The following is a 20201-nucleotide window of genomic DNA, read 5'->3' as shown; positions in this document are numbered from 1 at the left end:
GTCCTCGGGTGACATGGCGAGTTGACGCGGGGCTAGCCGGTCACCCGATCGAGGAACGCGATCGTGCTCACGAGCGCGTCTTGCGCGGCCTCGCCGTCGAGGTGGAACTGGTACTCGTGACCGAGCGCCGGCGTGTGGTCGGCCGCGTAGAACACGCGCGTCACGTCGACGCCGAGCTCCTCGAGGCGGTGTGCCATGGGCACCGACTGCAGCCAGGTGAGTCCATCGCCGTTGCCGCCCGAGATCCAGGTGGGCGGGAAGTCTGCGGTGGCGAACTCGAGCGACGACATGAGCGTGCCGGGCGCCTCCGACGACCAGTCCTTCGTGCCCGTGTACGCCCACAGGGCGCTCTTGAAGCCCCACGACACGATGCCGTTGAGCTTCGCCATGCCGTCGAGTTCGTACACGCCGCAGTTCAGCACGGCTCCGACGAGCTGGTCGGCGCGGATGGCGGGGTCGATGCCCACGAGGTGGGCGTAGTCGGGGTTCGTGATCATGGCGGCGAGCTGACTCGCGAGCTGTGCACCCGCCGAGTCGCCGGCGAGCACGATGCGGTCGGTGTCGATGTGCAGCTCGTCGGCGTTGTCGACGAGATGCTCGAGCGCGTCGTTGAGCTGCCGTACCGCGGTCGGGTACACGGCCTCCGGTGCGACCGTGTAGTTGAGGCCGATGGTCGTGTAGCCCTCGGCCGCGAGGATGCGCAGGTAGGGGGCCACGTCGACCTTGTCGCCGGAGATCCAGGCACCCCCGTGGATCCAGACCACCGTGGGCAGCGCATCCGCGGTCCCCTCGGGCCAGAACACGTCGAACGTCGTGTCCGACCCCTCATCGCCGTAGGGCACGTCGAGCGTCTCGTGCGGCAGCTCGTCGGGCAGGTGGCGGTTGAGTTCCGCGATGTTCGCGTCGCGCGACGACTCGAAGACGGCGCGGATCACCATCGACGACGGCCACGGTGACGTGCTCGTCCACACGAGCAGGCCGACGATGACCACCGCGAGGGCCGTGAACACGATGTGGCGGGGACGACGGAACCAGGTGCCGATGGCGCGGGCGATGCGTCTCATCCAGCCAGGCTATCGAGACCGTGACAAAACCTAGACTGGGCGCATGGAGACACCCACCACGACGACGCACCCGGATGTGGTGCCTGGCTCCCCGATGGACCTCGCCATCGAGCGCGCCCTCGAGGCGGCCGAGCTGCGCGCAGGCGACGCGCTCGCCAACACGACCGTCAGCCTCGTCGAGGTCGGGCCCTCGGCCGCCGAGGCGGGCGACGTCGGCGGTGCCTTGGACGGCGACGGCGACTAAGCCTCTGGTGGCGTGGGCCCGCCCGGAGGTTCGATTCGCGGCGTCACACGAATGCGGTGCCGGCGATCCGGGTCACCGTCAGGGCAGTGGAGGGGCGGACGGGAATCGAACCCGCGTAATCAGTTTGGAAGACTGAGGCTCTACCATTGAGCTACCGCCCCGGAGCCCGCCGAATCCGGCTGGGCAACCCCGCGAGTCTAGCGCAGGGCAGGGGTGGTTCTGGTCAGGCGCTGAGGCGCCCCGCGTCGACGAGTTCGCGCTCTTCGCTGTCGATGCGCGCGGCGACGCACACGTGCGCCTCCTCCCACGCCATCGCCCAGAACGCGCTCGACTCGATCGGGCCCGTCTCGCCGCAGTCGAGGCAACGGGGCTCGAACGCCTGGATCTCGATGATGTCGATGTTGGCCATAGAGGTATGGTGCGCCGCGCCTCCGACATCGGGGGGCGACACGCAGGTGCGGGGGAGTCGTGTGTCGTGTGGTGGCTGGTTTCGAGACGCGCCGCGCTGCGCGCGTCGCTCCTCAACCAGCTGTGGGTGCCGTCTCGATGCGGCAGCGGGGGCACAGGCGCATGCGGCTAGACTGTGCGAGGCCGATTTCGGGCCGGAACGTCTCCGTCACCCCGCCCGACAGCAGGCTGCAGAAGACCCGGCATCCGGGGCGTAGCTCAGCTTGGCTAGAGTGCCCGCTTTGGGAGCGGGAGGTCGCAGGTTCAAATCCTGTCGCCCCGACGGAACATCAGCGAACAATCCAGGAGAGACATCCCCATGGTCAGTACGACCGTCGAGAAGCTGTCGCCCACGCGCGCCAAGCTCACGATCACCGTCACCCCCGACGAGTTGAAGCCCTCGATCGAGCACGCCTACAAGCACATCGCCGAGCAGGTCTCGATCCCGGGATTCCGTAAGGGCAAGGTGCCGCCGCCCATCATCGACCAGCGCGTCGGCCGCGCCGAGGTGCTCAACCACGCCGTCTCGGAGGGGCTCGAGCGTCTCTACCGTGACGCCGCGAACGCCGAGAAGCTGCGCCCGCTCGGTCGCCCCGAGGCGGATGTCACCACCTGGCCCAGCGAGAAGGACTTCTCGGGCGACCTCGTCTTCACGGTCGAGGTCGACGTGCGCCCCGAGTTCGAGGTTCCGAAGTACGACGGCCTCAAGGTCGAGGTCGAGGCCGCGAAGGTCGGACCGGATGAGGTCGAGGCCGAGCTCGAGAACCTGCGCAGCCGCTTCGGCACGCTCGTGACCGTCGACCGACCGGCCAAGACGGGCGACTTCGCCCAGCTCGACCTCGTCGCGACGATCGGTGGCGAGGAGATCGACACCGCATCCAACATCTCCTACGAGATCGGCTCGGGCGAGCTCATCGAGGGCATCGACGAGGCCCTCGACACCCTCACCGCGGGCGAGTCGACGACCTTCGAGTCGGAGCTCGTGGGCGGCGACCACCAGGGTGAGAAGGCTCAGATCTCGGTGACGCTCATCTCGGTCAAGGAGCGCGAGCTTCCCGAGGCCGACGACGACTTCGCCCAGATCGCGAGCCAGTTCGACACCATCGGCGAGCTGCGCAAGGACATCAAGGAGCAGCTCGAGCGCTCGGCCGAGTTCGGTCAGGCGGCAGCCGCGCGCGACAAGCTCGTGGAGCTGCTCGTCGAGAAGGCCGACATCCCGGTTCCGCAGGGCCTCATCGACGACGAGGTGCACCGCCACCTCGAGAACGAGAACCGTCTCGAAGACGACGTGCACCGCGCCGAGGTCGCCGAGGAGAGCGAGAAGGTGTTCAAGCGCCAGCTGCTGCTCGACGCGATCGCCGAGGCCGAGGACGTGAAGGTCAGCCAGAACGAGCTCACCTCCTACCTCGTGCAGGCATCCGCGCAGTACGGCATGGAGCCCGGCGACTTCATCCAGGCGCTCGGCAACTCCGGTCAGATCCCGGCCATGGTCGGCGAGGTGGCCCGCTCGAAGGCCATCGCCGTCGCCCTCTCGAAGGCCAAGGTCGTCGACGAGAAGGGCAAGGCGGTCGACGTCTCGGCCCTCACCGCCACGGTGCTCGGCGGCGAGGATGACGACTCCGAGATCATCGAGGAGTCCGACCTCGTGGGCGTCGACCACGACCACGACGACCACGAGGGTCACAACCACTGACCTGCTTCGAAGGCCCGATCGCATCCGCGCGGTCGGGCCTTCGGCGTCCCGCGCGATCGGCGAGCTCTGCCGCGGTTTCGGCGCTCCGCGGCTCGCGAAACTCGCGCAGAGCGCCGAAACCGCGGCGGATCGTGCTCTCAGCGGGGCCGCGTAGGGTGACCGCGTGCGATACGTCATTCTGCTGCGCGGCGTCAACGTGGGCGGCGTGACCGTCAAGATGGCCGAACTGCGCGAACTGCTGGAGAGCCTCGGCTACGGCGAGGTGCGCACCGTGCTCGCGAGCGGCAACGCCCTCGTGACGAGCGAGGCCGCCGCCGACGCCGTGAAAGCGGATGTCGAGACCGCACTGCGTGCACGGTTCGGCTACCCGGCATGGGTGCAGGTGTTCGCGACCGAGGCCCTGCGCGGCATCGTCGACGCCTACCCGTTCGAACGCGGCCGCGAAGGCTGGCACGACTACGTGCTGTTCGTGCTCGACCCCGAGGTGAAGGACCGGTTGCTCGCGCTCGACCTCGACCCGGCACATGAGCGGTGCGCCGGCGGCGAGGGCGTCGTGTACTGGACCGTTCCCAAGGGTGACACCCTCGACTCCGAGCTCGGCAAGGCGATCGGCAAGGCCGCGTACAAGCCGCATCTCACGAGCCGCAACGTCAACACGCTCGAGAAGCTGCTGGGCTGAGACGCGCAGCCGACCCGCCGGGCAGCCGAGCATGCCCGCGCGGTCGCGTCCGTCGCCGCACGCCGTCACACACCGCCCGCGGTCGTACCGTGGAAGCGTGACCAGCTCTCCCGACAAGCACCACGAATCGAGTCTCGGCGAGTACAGCCTCGCCGTGCACGGCGGCAACGAGTCCGCGGCGGGTGGGGGAGCCATCCGCACCCCCGTCGTCATGGCGAACTCCTACGCCCTGCCCGACGACCCCTCGACCATGAGCTGGTCGGGCACCGACGCGCCCCTCTACACGCGCAACAGCGGCCTCAACCAGCTCGGGCTGCAGCGCAAGCTCGCGGCCCTCGAGCACGCGGAGGATGCGGTCGTGCTCGCGAGCGGCGTCGCGGCCCTGCACGCGGTGTTCTTCACACTGCTGCGCACGGGCGACCACGTGGTCGTCTCCGACCAGTCCTACGAGGCGATCCACAAGCTCTTCGCCGAACTGCTGCCGCGCAAGTACGACATCCAGGCCACCTTCGTCGACACCTCCGACCTCGACGCCGTGCGGGCCGCCATCCGGACCGAGACCCGTCTCGTGCACACCGAGGTCGTCGCGAACCCCACGACACGGCTCGCGGATGTCGCGGCGCTCGCCGAGATCGCGCACGCATCCGGGGCGCTGCTGAGCGTCGACTCGACCTTTACGCCGCCTCCGCTCGCGCGCCCCTCGACGACGGCGCCGACCTCGTCGTGCACTCCCTCACCAAGTACATCAACGGGCACGGGGATGCCATGGGCGGCTCGGTCGCGGGATCGCGCGAGCTGATCCAGCGCATCAAGGCCGAGGCGATGGTCGACGTGGGCGGCGTCATCAGCCCCTTCAACGCCTGGCTCATCATGCGCGGATCGGTGACGCTGCCGCTGCGCATCCGCCGGCACGTCGAGACGGCGGCCGAGGTGGCCCGATTCCTCGACGCCGACCCGCGCGTGGCGTACGTGTACTACCCGGGGCTCGCCTCGCATCCGCAGCATGCCGACACGGCCCGCCTGCTGCCCCACGGCGCCGGCGCCATGATGGCGTTCGCGGTGGACGGGGATCCGGATGCGCAGAACCGTTTCGTGGCGGCGTTGCGGCTCATCACCTCGGCGGTGTCGCTCGGGCACGACGAGTCGCTCATCGTGCACGTCGGCACGAGCGGCGCGCGGGTCGCCGCCTACCCGGAGCCCTTCCGTCGGCTCGGGCACCTGCGGTTCTCGGTGGGCCTGGAGGACGCCTCCGACCTCATCGCCGACCTGCGGCAGGCCCTCGACGCGACCTTCGGGCCGCTCTGACCCGGCGCCGGGCGCGCCGGGTCCGGGACCGCGCCCGGCACCGCGCCCTCGACACGCGCTATGTCGAAAATGCAGGAGTCACGCGACGGGCTGCGCGCGGATTCGGGGCACCCATGGGCGACACGCCCGGGCTCTCCTGCATTTTCGACATTGACGACGGGGTGGGGTACCCGCCGCCCGGGGCTCAGCGCTCGAGCAGCGCGTCGGCGTAGGCGGGCACCGAGCGGTGGTAGCGCGGCAGGTGCGGGGTGAGCGCGTGCAGGAGCGCCGCCACCGCCTCGACCGGGCGCTCGAGGTCGACGAGCGCGAGGGCCGCGAAGGCGACAGCCGCATCCCCGTAGGGGAGTCGGGGCGTCCCTCGAACTCGGCGCGCAGCAGCTCGAGGGATTCCTCGGGCCGACCGAGGTTGCGCACGGTGCTCGCGAGCTGGATCACGCACTGCGCGCGCTCGTCATCGGGGAGCCCCGCCGCGAGGGCGCGCCGGTAGAACTCCTCGGCGCCGGCCTCGTCGCCCGTCGAGTCGCGGGCGCCGCCGCGCTCGAACAGTGCGAGCGGGTCGTCCGGGTGCTCCGCCGCGATCGCGTCGATGCGTCGCACGAGTTCTGCGCCCTCCAACCGATCGGCATCCGCCCATACCGCCGCCATCCGCTCTCGCCACTGCATGGTTCGAGCCTACGAACTCTGCCCAGCAGAGGCGCAACGGCCACGTCCGCACGCCGCGCGACTCTGCCCAGGGCGAACACGGCAGAGCGGTCGAAACCGCGCCGGTAGATTCGACACCGACATCGAAAAGCAAGGAGCTCCTCCCATGGCAGAACCGGCATTCCAGCCGAGTGTGTTCGACCGTCTCCTGAAGGACCGCATCATCTGGCTCGGCTCCGAGGTGCGCGACGACAACGCGAACGAGATCGCGGCCAAGCTGCTGCTGCTCGCCGCAGAGGACCCCGAGCGCGACATCTACCTCTACATCAACAGCCCCGGCGGCTCGATCACGGCCGGCATGGCGATCTACGACACGATGCAGTTCATCCCGAACGACGTCGTCACGGTCGGCATCGGCATGGCCGCCTCGATGGGCCAGCTGCTGCTCACCGCGGGCACCAAGGGTAAGCGCTACATCACCCCCAACGCGCGCGTGCTGCTGCACCAGCCCCACGGCGGCTTCGGCGGAACGAGCTCCGACATCCAGACCCAGGCGGCGCTCATCCTCGACATGAAGAAGCGGCTCGCCGAGATCACCGCGGCGCAGACCGGCAAGAGCGTCGAGCAGATCAACGCCGACGGCGACCGTGACCGCTGGTTCTCGGCCGAGGAGGCCCTCGAGTACGGCTTCGTCGACCACATCCGGGCGTCTGCGGCGGATGTCGTGGGCGGCGCCGGAACCGACCAGGGCAAGAAGTAAGCGCGAGAGAGATAAGGACGACACAGATGGAAACCCCCACGTTCATGGCGGGCGGAGACCTCGCCTCGCGCATGCCTCAGTCTCGCTACATCCTGCCGAGCTTCGAGGAGCGCACGGCCTACGGCTTCAAGCGCCAGGACCCCTACGCGAAGCTCTTCGAAGACCGCATCATCTTCCTCGGCGTGCAGGTCGACGACGCGTCGGCGGATGACATCATGGCGCAGCTGCTCGTGCTGGAGTCGATGGATCCCGACCGCGACATCATGATGTACATCAACTCGCCCGGCGGATCCTTCACGGCCATGACGGCGATCTACGACACGATGCAGTACATCCGTCCGCAGGTCATGACGGTCGTGCTCGGCCAGGCCGCGTCGGCAGCCGCGGTCATCGCCGCCGCCGGAACGCCCGGCAAGCGTCTCGCGCTGCCGAACGCCCGCATCCTCATCCACCAGCCCGCTGTCGGCGAGGCGGGGCGTGGACAGGCGTCGGATATCGAGATCCAGGCCAAGGAGATCCTGCGGTTGCGTACCTGGCTCGAAGACACGCTCGCGCGTCACACGAACAAGACGCAGGAGGAGATCAACGCCGACATCGAGCGTGACACCATCCTGTCGGCCGACGAGGCGCTGGAGTACGGCCTCATCGACCAGGTGCTCTCGAGCCGCAAGAACCTTCAGGCGGCGCTGACCACGGCCTAGGCCCTCACCCCCTCGATCACGACCTCGGCGCCCCGGAGACATCCGGGGCGCCGAGGTCGTGGCGGGAGCTGCGAGTGAGCTCAGCGCCGACGTCGCGTCGCGATGAGCGCGACCGTCACGGCGATCGCGACCACGAGCACCGCGGCCACGATCCACACGACGTCGCCGAGCGGGATCTGAGCCGGCTCCGCCTCGTGGTGCCCGGATGAGGTGCCCGAGTCCGTCGGCGGCACCTCGGCCCCGCAGCTCGCCGGGGCAGCGGCGCCTTCGGCCGTCGCCGCGCCCGTCCAGCTGAACGGGATCTCGCCCCCACGGGGTGGCCATCCGCCGACACCACCTGCCACTCGAGCACGTAGTCGCCCGCCGGCCCGATGGCCGCGGCGGTCGACATCGTGTCGTCGGCGACCTGCAGGCATCCGTCGCCGTAGTAGAGACCCCCGGCGTCGCGCACGCGCAACGCGAAGGCCGACAGCCCGGCGTCGTCGAGCAGGCGCTCGTTCATGGTGACGGAGAACTCCGCCGGCAGTTCGGCGAGGGTCTCGCCCTCGGCGGGCGTCGACCCCACGAGTTGACTGTGTGCCGACGCCGGCACGGCGGCGAACAGCACGAGCGCCGCCGCGGCGGTGCCGACGGCCAGGGCGCGGAGCACGCGGCGCATCAGGACTCCCGCTGCGCCCGGTCGCGGCGCGCCACGATCGCGAGCACGACGCCGACGGCACCCACGGCGAGGCCGCCGATGCCGAGCACGCGGGCGAGCACGTCAGGATCGGAGGCGACCGAGGCATCCGCGTCGTCCGCTGCGACCTCGTCGCCGTGCCCGTGCCCGCTGCCGCCTTCGCCTGCCGCCGTCAGCACGATCGAGGGCACCTCGTCGCCGACCCAGTCGGTCGACCCCTCCGCGCACAGCTGGTGAACGGGGAACTCGACCACGTCACCCGCCTTGCCATCCGGCAGCTGCAGCGAGAGGGCCATCGTGTCGCGGTAGCCGTCGGGCAGGCCTGCGCCGATGGCGGTGTAAGTGACGCTGCCGACGCGCTCGGTGACGTTGTCGCCGTGCGCATCCTGGGTCGCCTCATCCAGCGGCACCAGGTTCTTCTCGATCGTCCAGTTGGGGTTGACGGTCGGGGTGACCGAGAGGATCGTCTCGGGGATCTCGATCTCGACCGCCGTGGTCGGAGAGCCGTCGCAGCCGTGCGGCACGCTGAAGGTGACGATGCTGTACGAGCCGGCGGCGGTCGAGCTCGCGCTCGCCGTGACATGGGCGCTCGCCGCGAGGGCGGGCGCGAGGGCGAGCATCGTGCCGGCGCCGAGCGCGGCGACGACGGATGCGGTGGTGCGGGTGGACTTCTTCATGTTCTCTTCCTGAGTGGGTTCCGTGTGCGCGCGCGAGGCGCGTGCAGACGAGTCGATGGGGGCGGACGCGGGCGTCCGGTGCACCCCGGCGTGCGGTGCCTGCGCCACATCGACCCGTGCCGGGACGGGTCAGGCGCCGAGCACGGAGGGCGGGCCGCGCCGGGCGATCGCATCGCGCAGCCACGCGGATGCCGCGATCACGGTGCGGGAGACCGCGGGCCGGGGGTGGGGCGCGTGCCGCTGCGGCATCCGGATGCCGAGGGCGCGCAGCAGGAACCCGCCGAGCCGCGCGAGCACAGCCCACACGCGGCCTTCGAGGTGGCGCAGGTAGAGCACGGTCGCGACGGCGGCGACGAGGTGGGCGAGCCACATGCCCGCCCCGCCCTGCGCGATGGCGGTGGCGGGATCGGCGGCCACGGTCAGCAGCGCGTGGTGGTGCCCGCCGGTCGAGCGCACGGCGCCTCCCGTGCCGAGCAGCGAGAACCCGAGGTGGAAGGCGAGCTGGGCGATGCCGACCGCGACGGCGGTGCGCACGGGCGAGCCGCGCCGACCCGCCTCGACGCGCCCGAGGGCGATCGTGCCCACGGCGGTCGCGAAGACGCACCCGAGCACGAGCGCGAGGCCGCCCGGTACGGGGCCGCCGCCCGCGGCATGCGAGACGGCCGCGAGCATTGTCGCGACGGTGCCGAGCAGAGCGCCGCGCAGCAGGCGGGCGGCTCTCGGGGTCATGTCTCCAGGGTAGGCCGGGCGCACGACGCGCCGCGACACGGGATGTCACGAGAGGCGCACCTGTGTCGCCGCGACGGGTTAGGCTCTCGGTACCGCTTCGGAGGGAGACCGGCAATGGCACGTATCGGTGAGAGCGCCGACCTGCTGAAGTGCTCCTTCTGCGGTAAGAGCCAGAAGCAGGTGCAGCAGCTCATCGCGGGCCCGGGTGTCTACATCTGCGACGAGTGCGTCGAGTTGTGCAACGAGATCATCGAGGAGCGTCTCGCCGAGGCCGGCGAGGAGGCCACGAGCGAGTTCGATCTGCCGAAGCCGAAGGAGATCTTCTCCTTCCTGGAGGAGTACGTCATCGGGCAGGAGCCCGCCAAGCGCGCGCTCTCGGTTGCCGTCTACAACCACTACAAGCGCATCCGCTCGCTGCAGGCTCTCGCGCCGGCCGACACCAAGCGCGACGATGTCGAGATCGCGAAGTCCAACATCCTGCTCATCGGGCCCACCGGATGCGGCAAGACCTACCTCGCGCAGACGCTCGCGAAGCGTCTCAACGTGCCGTTCGCGGTGGCGGATGCCACGGCGCTCACCGAGGCGGGATACGTCGGTGAAGACGTCGAGAACATCCTGCTGAAGCTCATCCAGGCCGCCGACTACGACGTCAAGCGGGCCGAGACGGGGATCATCTACATCGACGAGGTCGACAAGATCGCCCGCAAGGCCGAGAACCCCTCGATCACCCGCGACGTGTCGGGTGAGGGTGTGCAGCAGGCGCTGCTCAAGATCCTCGAGGGCACGGTTGCCTCGGTGCCGCCGCAGGGCGGGCGCAAGCATCCGCACCAGGAGTTCATCCAGATCGACACGACGAACGTGCTCTTCATCGTGGCGGGCGCCTTTGCGGGACTCGAAGACATCATCTCGGCGCGCGTCGGCCGTCGCGGCATCGGCTTCGGCGCCCCGCTGCACTCCAAGCGCGACGACGCGGAGCTCTTCAGCGAGGTGCTGCCGGAAGACCTGCACAAGTTCGGCCTCATCCCCGAGTTCATCGGCCGTCTGCCCGTGGTCACGACGGTCTCGCCGCTCGACCAGAACTCGCTCATGCAGATCCTCACCGAGCCCAAGAACGCGCTCGTCAAGCAGTACCAGCGCATGTTCGAGCTCGACGGTGTGGAGCTCGAGTTCGACCAGGGGCGCTCGAGGCCATCGCGGATCTCGCGGTGCTGCGGCAGACGGGTGCGCGCGGCCTGCGCGCCATCCTCGAAGAGGTGCTCGGGCCGATCATGTTCGAGGTGCCCTCGAGCGACGAGGTCGCGCGCGTGGTGGTCACGCGCGAGGCGGTCATCGACAACGCGGCGCCGACGATCGTGCCGCGTCCCGCGCGTCGCGCCGAGAAGTCGGCGTAGCCCCCAGCGCCCACCCCCGCAAAGTGATACCAGAGTGGTATCATCCTGCACATGGCCATGACCGTGCGGTTCTCCACCGATCTCGACAAGCGTCTCGATCGACTTGCTGAGGAGCGGCATGCCTCCAAGCAGGCCCTCGTCGTGCGGGCGGTGGAGGAGTACCTCATGCGGGAACGTAAGACGGAAGCGGTGCTGGCCAGCATCGACGAGACGAGCCGCGACTACGCGGGGCTCATCCGGCGCCTCGAAGACGCGTGATCCAGTACCTCGAGCCCGAGCAGGCGCTCGCCGCCGCCGAGCGGCTCGGCGTGCACATCCGGGATGAGGGGCTGCTGTTCTCGGCGCTCGCTCGTCCGGCTGCCAGCGCCTTCGGCCAAGACGCCTACGCGACCATCGAACTCAAGGCTGCAGCGCTCATGCACTCCATCGCCAGCAACCACGCCCTGTTCGACGGCAACAAGCGCTTCGCATGGTTCATGACTCTCGCGTTCTTGTCGCTCAACGGCCTGAGGGTCGTCATGCCAGAAGACACCGCGTTCGATCTCGTGCTCGGGGTAGCGGGCGGCGAGCTCGATCTTCAGGCGGCGGCCGACATCATCCGTCCGCACGTGGTGGCGCGCTGAGGTGCCTGCCCGGCTTCGGCGGCACGAGCTGGCCGTCGCGCAGGTCGATGATGCGGTCGGCGTGCTCGGCCATGCGCGGGTCGTGAGTGGAGACGATCACGGCGACACCGCGCTCGTGCACGAGTGAGGCGATGAGGCTCATCATGGCCTCGGCGTTCGCGGAGTCGAGCTGACCGGTGGGCTCATCGGCGATGAGCAGGCGCGGCTCGTTGGCGAGGGAGCGGGCGATGCCGAGGCGCTGCTGCTGGCCGCCGGAGAGCTCGCCGGGACGCTGCTCGGCGTGGTCGGCGAGGCCCACGGTCGCGAGCAGCTCACGCGTGCGCTCACGGCGCTCGGCGATCGGCACGCCGCGCAGCCGCATCGGCAGCTCGATGTTCTCGCTCGCGGAGAGCACCGGCAGCAGGGCGAAGGTCTGGAAGATGTAGCCGAGCTCGTGGCGACGCAGCTCGACGAGTTCGTCTTCGCTCGCGGCACCCAACTCGAGCTCGCCCACCCACACTTCGCCGGCATCCGCCTTGTCGAGACCGCCCAGCAGGTTGAGCAGCGTCGTCTTGCCCGCGCCGGACGGGCCGCGCAGCACCACGAGCTCGCCCGCCCGCAACTGCACCGAGACATCCAGCAGGGCGTGCACCTCGGCGGGGCCGTGCCCGTAGCTGCGGCGCAGTCGCTCGGCGCGCGCCACGATCTGCTCGCTCATGCCGTGTCCTTTCGGAGGGCGGTCGGGTGCACCTCGACGTGGTCGGGTTCGAGCTCGAGCCGCACGAGGTCGCGCAGTGCCAGCGCCCGTAGGTACTCCTCGGGCAGCTGCAAGCGGCCGACGCGATCGAGCACGGCGTACTCCTCGGCGTGGGTGCTCTCGTTACCGTGCTCGTCGGTGCGCGTGCTGCGATGCACCTCGGTCGACATGCGCCCGTCGCGGATCTGCAGCGTGCGCCGCACCTGCGCCGAGACGGCCTGGTCGTGGGTGACGATGAGCACCGTCGTGCCGAGCTCGACGTTGACGGTGCGCAGCGCGTCGAACACGAGCTGCGAGTTGTGCTCGTCGAGTTCGCCGGTCGGCTCGTCGGCGAAGATCACCTCGGGCGAGTTGGCCAGGGCGACCGCGATCGCCACGCGTTGCTGCTGACCGCCCGACATCTGCGCGGGCCGCCGGTCGGCGAGGTTCGCGATGTCCATGAGCTCGAGTAGCTCGGTGGCCCGCGACCGGCGGGTGCGGCGCGGGGTGTGCGACACCGACAGCGCCGTGGCGATGTTCTCGACGGCCGTGAGATACGGCAGCAGGTTGCGGGAGGTCTGCTGCCAGACGAAGCCGACCGTGTGCCGGCGGTAGCGGGTGCGTTCCCGTGCGGTCATCGCGAGCAGGTCGTGACCGGCCACCTCCGCGCGCCCCGCCGTCGGCACGTCGAGGCCCGAGAGGATCGACAGCAGCGTCGACTTGCCCGAGCCCGATGCGCCGATGATCGCCGTGAGCTCGCCGCGTTCGATGGCGAGGGTGAGCCCCTGCAGGGCCTGCACCTCGACCCCTTCGGCCGAGAAGATGCGCACGAGGTCGGTGCAGCGGATGTGGGGACTCATCTCTCTCCCATCTTGAGGGTGACCGCGGGGGTGAGGCGGCGTCCGAGTGCGAGGGCGGTCGCGCCCGCGACGACGGCGGTGACGAGCACGGCGCACACCGCGAGCACGACCGTCAGCGGGTCGATGACGGGGGAGGGCGCGACGTCGCCTCCCACGAAGGCGCTCAGATCGACCGCCGAGGTCACGACGAACGGCAAGGCGAGCCCGAGCCCCACCCCCACGAGGATCGAGACGATCACGACCGGGGCGGATTCCCACACGAGGATGCCGCGCTGCTGCCGTCGGTCGGCGCCGATGACGCGCAGCACGCCCACGAGGTGACTGCGTGCCGCGCCCGCCGCGAGGGTCGCGAGTGCGAGTGCGAGCAGCGTCAGCAGCAGAGCGGCGCCGGCGGCGATCGGCAGCGCACCCTCGATCCCCGCGATGACAGGGGAGGAGCGCGCGTCATCGAGCACACCCCGCGCGGTCGTCACGGTGACCGTCGCGCGGCCCTGCTCGCTGAGCGCGTCGATCACGGTGCGCTCGGCGCTCGCCGCGATGCGGTCGACGGCATCCGCGTCGTCCACGGCGATCAGCAGCAGGTCCGCCACGATGCCCTCGCGCCCGAGCTCGGAGGCGAACCGGCTGTCGGCGAGCACCCAGTCGCGCGTGACACCCGGCAGGCTCCGCGGCGCGCGCCGGTGCTGGACGACCACCTCGGCGCTGCCGAGCCGGGCGTCATCGCCGATGAGCGGCAGGTCATCCGAGACCGCGACGGGGATGCGCCCGCCGTCGCGCGCGTCGAGCTGCGGCAGTTCGGGATGCATGGCGTGCAGCGCCGCCGTGTCGGTGAGCACGAGCGTCACGCCGCTGGTGCCTCCGTCGTCATCGAGTTGCGCGCCCGGGATGCGGGTGAGCGCGGCAGCGGCCCGAACCCCGTCCAGCCCGGCGATGGTGGCGAGCGTGTCGGGCGCGATCTCGACCGCGCGCACCTTGATGTCGGCCCCGGCCTCGGCGGTAGCGGCGCGGGTCACGCCGACGCTCAGCGTCGTGCCGAGCACCGACGAGAACACCACGACCGTCACCCCGAGCACGAGGGCGAAGGATGCCGTGGGCCCGTGCACGGGGGCGCGCACGGCACGCGCCGCTCCGACCAGCCCGACCGCGCTGTCGCCACCGCGCACCCGGTCGAGCACGAGACGCAGCGGCAGCGGATAGAGCCGCAGCGCGAGTGCGCACACGGCTGCCGCCAGCAGCACGGGGGTGAGCGCGAGCAGCGGATCGATCCCCACGGCGCTGGCCGAGGCGGCGAGCCCGCGACGCGAGAGCAGGAACAGGGCGAGGGCGGCCGCACCCACGAGCAGGGCTTCGGCGATCACGCGCACCCGCCCGCCGCGCGAGCGCAGGTCGCGGCGTCGGGCACGCACGTCGTGGGGGCCGGCACGCACGGCGAAGACGAGGGGCACCGAGGCGGCGACGAGCACGGGCAGCACCCACGCGCTCGCGTCGACGGGTTCGGGCACGAGCACGACGGCCGCGGCGGCACCCAGGATCGCGGCAGGGAGCGCCACGATCAGCCCTTCGAGCGCCATGGCGCCGCGAAGCTGCAGGCCGCTCGCCCCGCGCGCCCCGATGAGCACGAGCGCGGCGCGGCGTCGCTCCACGATCGCGCCGATGCCGAGGGTCACGACGGCCAGCAGCACCCCGAGCAGGCCCGAGAGGGCGAGCGCCAGCAGAGCGGAGGCCGCGACGACCCGCGCGGCCGTCTGGTCGATGGCATCCGCGAACCGACTCGAGAAGCGCAGCTCTCCCGCAGCGGGCAGCGTGAAGTTCGTGGCCGTGCGGGTGCGCGTCTGGGTGGCGATCTCGGCCGCGTCGCCGTAGGTGATCGTCGACGCGTCGATGGGGATCCAGGCCGAGAGCGCGCCCGCCGCGAAGGTGTTGAGGAGCCCGGGCGCCGAGTCGGGGGAGATGTAGGCCGAGGTCGTGACGGTCGGCACGACGCCGTCGGGGGCGCTCACCGAGGGTTCGGCGAGATCCGGCGCGTGCGCCCAGTAGGCATCCTGCGGATCGGTGGGGGCGTAAACGCCCGCGACGCGCAGGGTCAGCGCCCCGTAGCGGAGCAGGGCGCCCTCGGTCACGCCCATCGCCTCGCCCGTGGCCTGCGAGATCGCGATGTCGAGCGGGGCGTCGACCGTGCCGTCGTCGGACCCGGCCCAGGCGCTCGGCGCGTCGCCGGAGACGATGCGGATGCCGTCGCCCCACGCGAGGTCGACGGCGAGCTTGAGGCGCACGCGCGCGGCCGGCGCGCCCTCGGGCAGCACGGCATCCTGTTGCGCCGTGCGGGCGACCCAGCGCGGCGTTCCCGCGAGCTCGCCGAGGGGCGGACGCAGCAGCGACGCCGACTGCTGGATGGCGTGGTCGGTCGGGCCGAGCAGCTCCTCGGCGGTGGGATCGGCGAGCCCGCCGACGAGACCGATGCGCCCGAGCCCGGTGATGTCGCGCAGGGAGGAGAGCTCGCCGAGCCGGTGCTGCAGCTCGTCGGTGCCGAGCGTCACGAGCGCGCGCGGCGCCACCGTGGTGGCGAAGACGGCGATCGCGACGAGCAGCGCCACGAGCAACGAGCCGGTGATTCCCGTCGAGGTGTGACGCAGCAGCAGACCGGGGGTGCCGACCCGGGAGCGGGTCATCGCGTCTCCTCCCCGCCGAGCGCGCGCAGCGCATTGCGGCGCACCCGCGCGGCCGCGAGTTCGCCGAGCAGGGCGATGCCGCCGAGCAGCACGATCGCGCCACCGGAGACGAGCACGGGATCGACCCGCACGGCGGCCGACAGCCCGGGAATGGGATCGGGCAGCGCCGCGCTCGTGAGCTGCGGGATGGTGAGGAGCACCGCGAGCGTGCCGATGATCGCACCCGCGAGCAGTCCCGACGCCGCGACGATCCACCACTCGCCGCGCCGCACGGCGGACTGCTGCGCGGCGCGGAAGCCGAGCGCGCGGAGCACGGCGAGGTCGCCGAGCCGCAGCCGGTGATCGGCGCGGCCGACGGCCGCGAGTGTGATGAGTGCCAGCAGGATGCAGAGGGCCGCGACGCCTACGAGCGCGATCGCGGCGGATCCGACCACGGTGCGCCCCGCCTCGTCGTCGGCGGTCAGGATGCGGGCCCCCGGCGGCAGCACGGCGCGCACCGCGGCGGCGGCGACCGGCGGCGCGTCGGAGTCGAGCCAGGCCGCGTTCGGCAGGGCCGAGCCGCGCGTCTCCCGTGCGGCCGCGGTCTGCACGACGCCGAGGTCGATGAGAGCCGCGAGCGCGTCGTCGGCACCCGGCACGGCGGGGAGTACCGCGGCGATGCGCATCGTGGTGTTCGCGTAGGAGCCCGCCGTCTGCACGCTCAACGTCGATCCCACCGCGAGCCCGTATCGCTCGGCGAGCGCGCGCGTCACGACGACGGGCGGCATGCCGTCCGCGGCATCCGGAGTCATGCGCACCGTCGTGTTGCCGCCGCTGACGCGGAAGCCGCGAGCGCCGGTCGCGCCGACGGCCGCGGTGAGCCCGGTCGGCTCGGCGGCCCACGGCGCGCGCCCGAACGCCTCGGGAAGCTCGCCGGCATCCGTTCCGAGCGACTCGAGCGCGAAGGTGGCACCGTCCGCCGTCGCGATCGCCGACCCGCGCACCTCGACGTCGATCGCGAGCAGCCGTCCGCCGGCGGGCGGCGCCGCTTCGGGGAGGGCGGCGGTGAAACGCACTCGGCCATCGGATGCCGATGCCTCGGTGGGCAGCACGCGCTCGCGGCCCCAGCCGTCGGCGTAGCGCAACCTCACCGCGGGTGCGTTCGAGAACCCGCTCAGTTCGGCGGTCAGCACGAGCTCGTGCGCGGACGCCGGAACGGCGGGGCCGTTCAGCTCGGCGCGGAACTGCTCGGCGACGGCGCGCGGATCGATCGCGCCCGACCCGTCGCTCGCGAGCGCGGCGAAGGCATCAGGGGAGACCGAGACGATCGTGCCGGTGCCGTCGCTCAGCACGAGCTCGTCGCGACGGATCGGAACGAGGTGCTGCACCGCGTCGAGTGAGGCGAGCTCGTCGAGCGTGGCCTCATCGAGAGTGCCCGCGCCCGCCACGCTGAGCGGCGCCCCGGCGCGCAGGGCACTCGTGCGATCGAAGGCCAGCGACCAGGTCGCGGTGTAGCCGGCGGCGACGAGCACGCTCGATCCGGCGATCGCCACGACGAGCAGCGGCGCCGTGACGCGACGGAGGCGACGGGCGACCCCGTGTGCCGCGAGCATCCGCGGTGCCGGACCTTGTGCCGTCGCCCGCATGACGAGACGGGCGAGCAGCGGAAACGCGGTGAGCGCGAGCAGGGCACCGGCGACGACGGTAAGGGCCGGTGCCACGACCGCGATGGGGTCGACCGCCGAGCGTCCGTCGGCGAGCGGGGTCACCGGGCTGCCGTAAAGGCGCAGCTGCCACACCGAGACGGCCGCGGCGGCCACCGCGAGGATCGTGACCATGGGCCCGGCGGCGCGGCGCAGGCGCCCTCGGCGGCCTCGGCGCGCACGCCCTCGCGCGCTTGTCGGGCCGCGGCGGCACCACAAGCCGCGACCGCCGTGAGAACCGCGACGAGCGCGACGCCGAGGCTCGCGGGAGTCACCGCGACGCGGTCGCCGAGCAGCGCGAGCACGAGCGCCCCGGCACCGAGGCCTGCGGCGGCACCGAGCGCCGCAGCGATGCTCGCCTCGATGCCCGCCCACGCGCCGGTCTCGGTCGAACCGCGCCCGCGGGCCCACAGCAGGGCGATCTCGCGAGCGCGGTTGCTCGCGAGCAGACGGCCCAGTTCCAGCAGCGCGACGAGCGCGGCGGCGGCGAGCAGCAGCAACACGACAGGTTCGATGGCCCGCAGGCCATCGACGCGCGCGCCGAGGTCGGCGACGGTGTTCTTCAGGCGGCCGGACTTGTGGAACGAACCCGCCCCGTCGACCTCGCCGCGCCAGGCCGACGGGATCTGCGCCCAGGCGGAGGCGATCGTCGTGAGGTCGGCGGCGGCGATGCGCGTCGCATCCGGCACCACCGTCCACTGCGCGTCAGGTTCCTCGAAAGCGGTCAACCGGCTCGCGTCGACGACGATCGGGCCGATCGAGCTCGGGCCGGCGTCGTCGTGACCGGTGAGCAGCTGCGGATCACCGAGCCACCGCGCGGCGAGCGGGTCGGTCACGCGCCACAGCCCCGCGATGCGGGCAGGCGCGCCATCGAGCGTCAGCACATCGCCGACCGTGGCGTCGAGCAGCTCGGCGGCATCCGCCTGCACGGTCACCTCGTCGGGTGAGGACGCCCACGAGCCCGCCACGAGCTGCGCCCGCTGCGCGAGCCCATCGATGCTCATGACGAGTCCCGCGCGCGAGGTGGTCGGGTGGGCGGGCGCGAGCACGGTCGCGGCCGCGCTCGCGGTGCGCACGACCTCGGGGGCGTCGCGAGCGCCGCGAAGCTTCGCCCGATCGCCGCGCGCACCTGGGCATCCTGGGTCTCGGGGTCCGCTCCGAGCGGAGCCGTCACCCGCAGGCCGAGGTCGGCTCCCGAGCGGGTGGCCATGCCCTGCTGCACCCCCTGATCGGCCGCACGCGAGAGCGCTCCCTCGGCGACCATCCAGCCCCCGGCGACGAGACCCACGACCACCGCCACGCTCGTCAGCACCCCGAGTTGTCGGCGTGAGCGGGCAAGGGACGACACGGGACGGATCCTCGATTCATCGGTGAGCCAGGCGAGTCTAGCGGCGAATGTGACCGTCACATCCAGTCGCGTCGTCACATGACCTCCCCGGCCCTAGGCTCGGGTGCCATGCGCGCATCCGACCTCCAGCCGATCGGTGCCGGCCTCGTCGGCGCCGTCACCGGATTCGCGAGCTCCTTCGCGCTCGTCGTCGCGGGTCTGCAGGCCGTCGGCGCCTCGCCCGCCGACACGGCATCCGGGCTGCTCATGCTGTGCGTGCTGCAGGGCGTGCTCGCGATCGGGCTCGGCCTGTGGTTCCGGATGCCGCTGAGCTTCGCCTGGTCGACCCCCGGTGCCGCGGTGCTCGTGGCGGCGGAGGCGACGACGGGCGACTTCCGGGCCGCGGTCGGCGCGTTCGTGCTGTGCGGTGTGCTGCTGCTCGTGACCGGCCTCTGGCCCGCGCTCGCGCGTGCCGTGACCCGCATCCCGAAGCCCATCGCGAGCGCGATGCTCGCGGGCATCCTGTTCCCGATCTGCATCGCGCCCGTTCTCGCCGCCGTGCAGTTGCCCGCGCTCGGGCTGCCGGTCGTGATCGTGTGGTTGCTGTTCGCCCGGATCGCGCCGCGCTGGGCGGTGCCCGCCGCCGTGCTCGCGACGGTCGTCGTGGTGCTGGCGTCCGGTGAGGGGCTGAGCTCGCGGCGACCCCGCTCGCGCCCGTGCTCAGCGTGACCTGGCCCGTGTTCGACCCGCTCGTGCTCGTGAGCCTCGGGCTGCCGCTCTACGTCGTGACGATGGCGGGGCAGAACGTGCCGGGCTTCGAGGTGCTGAAGACCTTCGGCTATCCGCATCCGCCCGCGCGCGTGGTCCTCGCGAGCACCGGTGCCGCGACCGTCGTCGGGTCGGTGCTCGGCGCCTACACCCTCAATCTCGCGGCGATCACGGCGGCGATGATGGCGGGGCCGGATGCGCATCCGGATCGCGATCGCCGCTGGGTTGCGAGCGTCGCGGGCGGTGTCTGCTACCTCGTGCTCGGTCTCGGATCCGGCGCCGCCACCGCGCTCGTCACCGTCACCCCGCCGCTGCTCATCACGGCTGTCGCCGGGCTCGCCCTCTTCGGCGCGTTGGCGACGGCCACCACGGGCGCACTCGAGGAGCCGGCGACACGGGTCGTCGCGGTCGTGACCTTCCTCGTGGTCGCCTCGCAGGTGTCGGTGGCCGGCATCGGCTCGGCGTTCTGGGGTCTCGTCGTGGGTGGGATCGCGATGCTCTGGCTCGGCTGGCGACCCCGACGGCGCCGCGAGCTCGCCACGCCGTAGC

General features: G+C 71.6%; 21 protein-coding genes, 2 tRNA genes and 3 pseudogenes. 12 read left to right on the top strand and 14 right to left on the bottom strand.

Annotated elements, in window-relative coordinates; all coding sequences use genetic code 11:
- Window positions 1–32: 32 nt before the first annotated feature.
- A complete protein-coding gene (locus QQK29_RS00460; protein WP_284296883.1) occupies window positions 33–1064 on the bottom strand; it encodes an alpha/beta hydrolase in 1032 nt (343 codons plus the stop codon).
- A gap of 43 nt (window positions 1065–1107) precedes the next feature.
- On the opposite strand from QQK29_RS00460, the gene QQK29_RS00455 reads away from it, so the two are divergent.
- Complete coding sequence (locus QQK29_RS00455) at window positions 1108–1308, top strand: hypothetical protein (RefSeq protein WP_284296881.1); 201 nt, start codon at window positions 1108–1110, stop codon at window positions 1306–1308.
- 87 nt (window positions 1309–1395) lie between these two features.
- On the opposite strand, the gene QQK29_RS00450 is transcribed toward QQK29_RS00455, so the two are convergent.
- Window positions 1396–1469, bottom strand: a tRNA-Gly gene (locus QQK29_RS00450).
- A 62-nt stretch (window positions 1470–1531) separates the two neighbouring features.
- On the bottom strand, window positions 1532–1717 hold the full coding sequence (locus QQK29_RS00445) for a hypothetical protein (RefSeq protein ID WP_284296879.1): 186 nt from the start codon (window positions 1715–1717) through the stop codon (window positions 1532–1534).
- Between the two features lie 246 nt (window positions 1718–1963).
- On the opposite strand from QQK29_RS00445, the gene QQK29_RS00440 reads away from it, so the two are divergent.
- From QQK29_RS00440 to QQK29_RS18280, 4 genes and pseudogenes are all read left to right on the top strand, one after another.
- Window positions 1964–2038 (top strand) — tRNA-Pro (locus QQK29_RS00440).
- 36 nt (window positions 2039–2074) lie between these two features.
- Entirely contained in the window at window positions 2075–3448 is a 1374-nt protein-coding gene (tig, locus tag QQK29_RS00435) for a trigger factor (protein ID WP_284296877.1), read from the top strand.
- Window positions 3449–3611: 163 nt separating this feature from the next.
- Complete coding sequence (locus QQK29_RS00430; protein WP_284296875.1) at window positions 3612–4127, top strand: DUF1697 domain-containing protein; 516 nt, start codon at window positions 3612–3614, stop codon at window positions 4125–4127.
- 31 nt (window positions 4128–4158) lie between these two features.
- Window positions 4159–5432 (top strand): annotated as a pseudogene (locus tag QQK29_RS18280) (trans-sulfuration enzyme family protein).
- Window positions 5433–5616: 184 nt separating this feature from the next.
- On the opposite strand, the gene QQK29_RS00415 reads toward QQK29_RS18280, so the two are convergent.
- Window positions 5617–5871: a tetratricopeptide repeat protein gene (locus QQK29_RS00415; RefSeq protein ID WP_284296870.1), complete on the bottom strand. Its 255-nt coding sequence runs from the start codon at window positions 5869–5871 to the stop codon at window positions 5617–5619.
- Window positions 5838–6077: pseudogene (locus QQK29_RS00410) on the bottom strand (tetratricopeptide repeat protein); the annotation flags it as partial. The pseudogene QQK29_RS00410 and the gene QQK29_RS00415, both read right to left, overlap by 34 nt.
- Window positions 6078–6240: 163 nt before the next feature.
- Here QQK29_RS00410 and QQK29_RS00405 point away from each other — a divergent pair.
- Both QQK29_RS00405 and QQK29_RS00400 read left to right on the top strand, forming a co-directional pair.
- Window positions 6241–6834, top strand: coding sequence for an ATP-dependent Clp protease proteolytic subunit (locus tag QQK29_RS00405; RefSeq protein WP_284296868.1), 594 nt, complete (start codon window positions 6241–6243; stop codon window positions 6832–6834).
- 26 nt (window positions 6835–6860) lie between these two features.
- Window positions 6861–7535 carry an ATP-dependent Clp protease proteolytic subunit gene (locus QQK29_RS00400; RefSeq protein ID WP_284296866.1) on the top strand — a complete coding sequence of 225 codons (675 nt, stop codon included), beginning with the start codon at window positions 6861–6863 and terminating at the stop codon, window positions 7533–7535.
- 115 nt (window positions 7536–7650) lie between these two features.
- Here QQK29_RS00400 and QQK29_RS00395 read toward each other — a convergent pair whose 3' ends face one another.
- The 3 genes from QQK29_RS00395 to QQK29_RS00385 form a co-directional block, all read right to left on the bottom strand.
- Complete coding sequence (locus QQK29_RS00395; RefSeq protein WP_284296864.1) at window positions 7651–8193, bottom strand: copper resistance CopC family protein; 543 nt, start codon at window positions 8191–8193, stop codon at window positions 7651–7653.
- Complete coding sequence (locus tag QQK29_RS00390) at window positions 8193–8888, bottom strand: YcnI family copper-binding membrane protein (protein ID WP_284296862.1); 696 nt, start codon at window positions 8886–8888, stop codon at window positions 8193–8195. Before QQK29_RS00390 ends, QQK29_RS00395 begins: the two co-directional genes overlap by 1 nt.
- 129 nt (window positions 8889–9017) lie before the next feature.
- Window positions 9018–9617 (bottom strand): hypothetical protein, encoded by a 600-nt coding sequence (locus QQK29_RS00385; protein ID WP_284296860.1) that lies wholly within the window; start codon window positions 9615–9617, stop codon window positions 9018–9020.
- A gap of 114 nt (window positions 9618–9731) precedes the next feature.
- On the opposite strand from QQK29_RS00385, the pseudogene clpX reads away from it, so the two are divergent.
- From clpX to QQK29_RS00370, 3 genes and pseudogenes are all read left to right on the top strand, one after another.
- Window positions 9732–11008: pseudogene (gene clpX, locus QQK29_RS00380) on the top strand (ATP-dependent Clp protease ATP-binding subunit ClpX).
- Between the two features lie 51 nt (window positions 11009–11059).
- On the top strand, window positions 11060–11266 hold the full coding sequence (locus QQK29_RS00375) for a ribbon-helix-helix domain-containing protein (RefSeq protein ID WP_284296858.1): 207 nt from the start codon (window positions 11060–11062) through the stop codon (window positions 11264–11266).
- A complete protein-coding gene (locus QQK29_RS00370; RefSeq protein ID WP_284296856.1) occupies window positions 11263–11631 on the top strand; it encodes a type II toxin-antitoxin system death-on-curing family toxin in 369 nt (122 codons plus the stop codon). The genes QQK29_RS00375 and QQK29_RS00370 overlap by 4 nt, the downstream gene beginning before the upstream one ends.
- Here the strand turns inward: QQK29_RS00370 and QQK29_RS00365 are convergent.
- Genes QQK29_RS00365 through QQK29_RS00340 form a run of 6 tightly spaced genes read right to left on the bottom strand, consistent with a single transcriptional unit; the run spans window position 11603 to window position 18905 of the window.
- Window positions 11603–12328: an ABC transporter ATP-binding protein gene (locus tag QQK29_RS00365; protein ID WP_284296854.1), complete on the bottom strand. Its 726-nt coding sequence runs from the start codon at window positions 12326–12328 to the stop codon at window positions 11603–11605. The two genes, QQK29_RS00370 and QQK29_RS00365, sit on opposite strands and share 29 nt — an antisense overlap.
- A complete protein-coding gene (locus QQK29_RS00360) occupies window positions 12325–13206 on the bottom strand; it encodes an ABC transporter ATP-binding protein (RefSeq protein WP_284296852.1) in 882 nt (293 codons plus the stop codon). The genes QQK29_RS00365 and QQK29_RS00360 overlap by 4 nt, the downstream gene beginning before the upstream one ends.
- Window positions 13203–15875, bottom strand: a complete 2673-nt coding sequence (locus QQK29_RS00355) for an ABC transporter permease (protein ID WP_284296850.1) — start codon at window positions 15873–15875, stop codon at window positions 13203–13205. The genes QQK29_RS00360 and QQK29_RS00355 overlap by 4 nt, the downstream gene beginning before the upstream one ends.
- Entirely contained in the window at window positions 15872–17692 is a 1821-nt protein-coding gene (locus tag QQK29_RS00350) for an FtsX-like permease family protein (protein ID WP_284296848.1), read from the bottom strand. Before QQK29_RS00350 ends, QQK29_RS00355 begins: the two co-directional genes overlap by 4 nt.
- On the bottom strand, window positions 17620–18633 hold the full coding sequence (locus tag QQK29_RS00345; RefSeq protein ID WP_284296846.1) for an FtsX-like permease family protein: 1014 nt from the start codon (window positions 18631–18633) through the stop codon (window positions 17620–17622). The genes QQK29_RS00350 and QQK29_RS00345 overlap by 73 nt, the downstream gene beginning before the upstream one ends.
- Window positions 18558–18905: a hypothetical protein gene (locus QQK29_RS00340; RefSeq protein WP_284296843.1), complete on the bottom strand. Its 348-nt coding sequence runs from the start codon at window positions 18903–18905 to the stop codon at window positions 18558–18560. The genes QQK29_RS00345 and QQK29_RS00340 overlap by 76 nt, the downstream gene beginning before the upstream one ends.
- A 108-nt stretch (window positions 18906–19013) precedes the next feature.
- Here QQK29_RS00340 and QQK29_RS00335 point away from each other — a divergent pair, with 108 nt between their 5' ends.
- The gene (locus tag QQK29_RS00335) at window positions 19014–19613 is read left to right on the top strand and encodes a benzoate/H(+) symporter BenE family transporter (protein WP_284296841.1); all 600 of its coding nucleotides are present in this window, start codon (window positions 19014–19016) and stop codon (window positions 19611–19613) included.
- Window positions 19601–20200, top strand: a complete 600-nt coding sequence (locus QQK29_RS00330; RefSeq protein WP_284296839.1) for a benzoate/H(+) symporter BenE family transporter — start codon at window positions 19601–19603, stop codon at window positions 20198–20200. The genes QQK29_RS00335 and QQK29_RS00330 overlap by 13 nt, the downstream gene beginning before the upstream one ends.
- The last annotated feature ends 1 nt before the right edge of the window (window position 20201 follow it).

The sequence above is a fragment of the Homoserinibacter gongjuensis genome (assembly GCF_030161875.1).
Lineage (GTDB): Bacteria > Actinomycetota > Actinomycetes > Actinomycetales > Microbacteriaceae > Homoserinibacter > Homoserinibacter gongjuensis.
The sequence above is the reverse complement of the archived record's forward strand: the minus strand, read 5'-3'. Positions and strand labels throughout refer to the sequence as shown.

Coding starts and splice junctions, on each gene's coding strand:
- QQK29_RS00460 (WP_284296883.1), bottom strand. CDS start 1,064: ATGAGACGCATCGCCCGCGCCATCGGCACCTGGTTCCGTCGTCCCCGC.
- QQK29_RS00455 (WP_284296881.1), top strand. CDS start 1,108: ATGGAGACACCCACCACGACGACGCACCCGGATGTGGTGCCTGGCTCC.
- QQK29_RS00445 (WP_284296879.1), bottom strand. CDS start 1,717: ATGGCCAACATCGACATCATCGAGATCCAGGCGTTCGAGCCCCGTTGC.
- tig (WP_284296877.1), top strand. CDS start 2,075: ATGGTCAGTACGACCGTCGAGAAGCTGTCGCCCACGCGCGCCAAGCTC.
- QQK29_RS00405 (WP_284296868.1), top strand. CDS start 6,241: ATGGCAGAACCGGCATTCCAGCCGAGTGTGTTCGACCGTCTCCTGAAG.
- QQK29_RS00400 (WP_284296866.1), top strand. CDS start 6,861: ATGGAAACCCCCACGTTCATGGCGGGCGGAGACCTCGCCTCGCGCATG.
- QQK29_RS00395 (WP_284296864.1), bottom strand. CDS start 8,193: ATGCGCCGCGTGCTCCGCGCCCTGGCCGTCGGCACCGCCGCGGCGGCG.
- QQK29_RS00390 (WP_284296862.1), bottom strand. CDS start 8,888: ATGAAGAAGTCCACCCGCACCACCGCATCCGTCGTCGCCGCGCTCGGC.
- QQK29_RS00385 (WP_284296860.1), bottom strand. CDS start 9,617: ATGACCCCGAGAGCCGCCCGCCTGCTGCGCGGCGCTCTGCTCGGCACC.
- QQK29_RS00375 (WP_284296858.1), top strand. CDS start 11,060: ATGGCCATGACCGTGCGGTTCTCCACCGATCTCGACAAGCGTCTCGAT.
- QQK29_RS00365 (WP_284296854.1), bottom strand. CDS start 12,328: ATGAGCGAGCAGATCGTGGCGCGCGCCGAGCGACTGCGCCGCAGCTAC.
- QQK29_RS00360 (WP_284296852.1), bottom strand. CDS start 13,206: ATGAGTCCCCACATCCGCTGCACCGACCTCGTGCGCATCTTCTCGGCC.
- QQK29_RS00355 (WP_284296850.1), bottom strand. CDS start 15,875: ATGACCCGCTCCCGGGTCGGCACCCCCGGTCTGCTGCTGCGTCACACC.
- QQK29_RS00350 (WP_284296848.1), bottom strand. CDS start 17,692: ATGGTCACGATCCTCGCGGTGGCCGCCGCGGCCGTCTCGGTGTGGCAG.
- QQK29_RS00335 (WP_284296841.1), top strand. CDS start 19,014: ATGCGCGCATCCGACCTCCAGCCGATCGGTGCCGGCCTCGTCGGCGCC.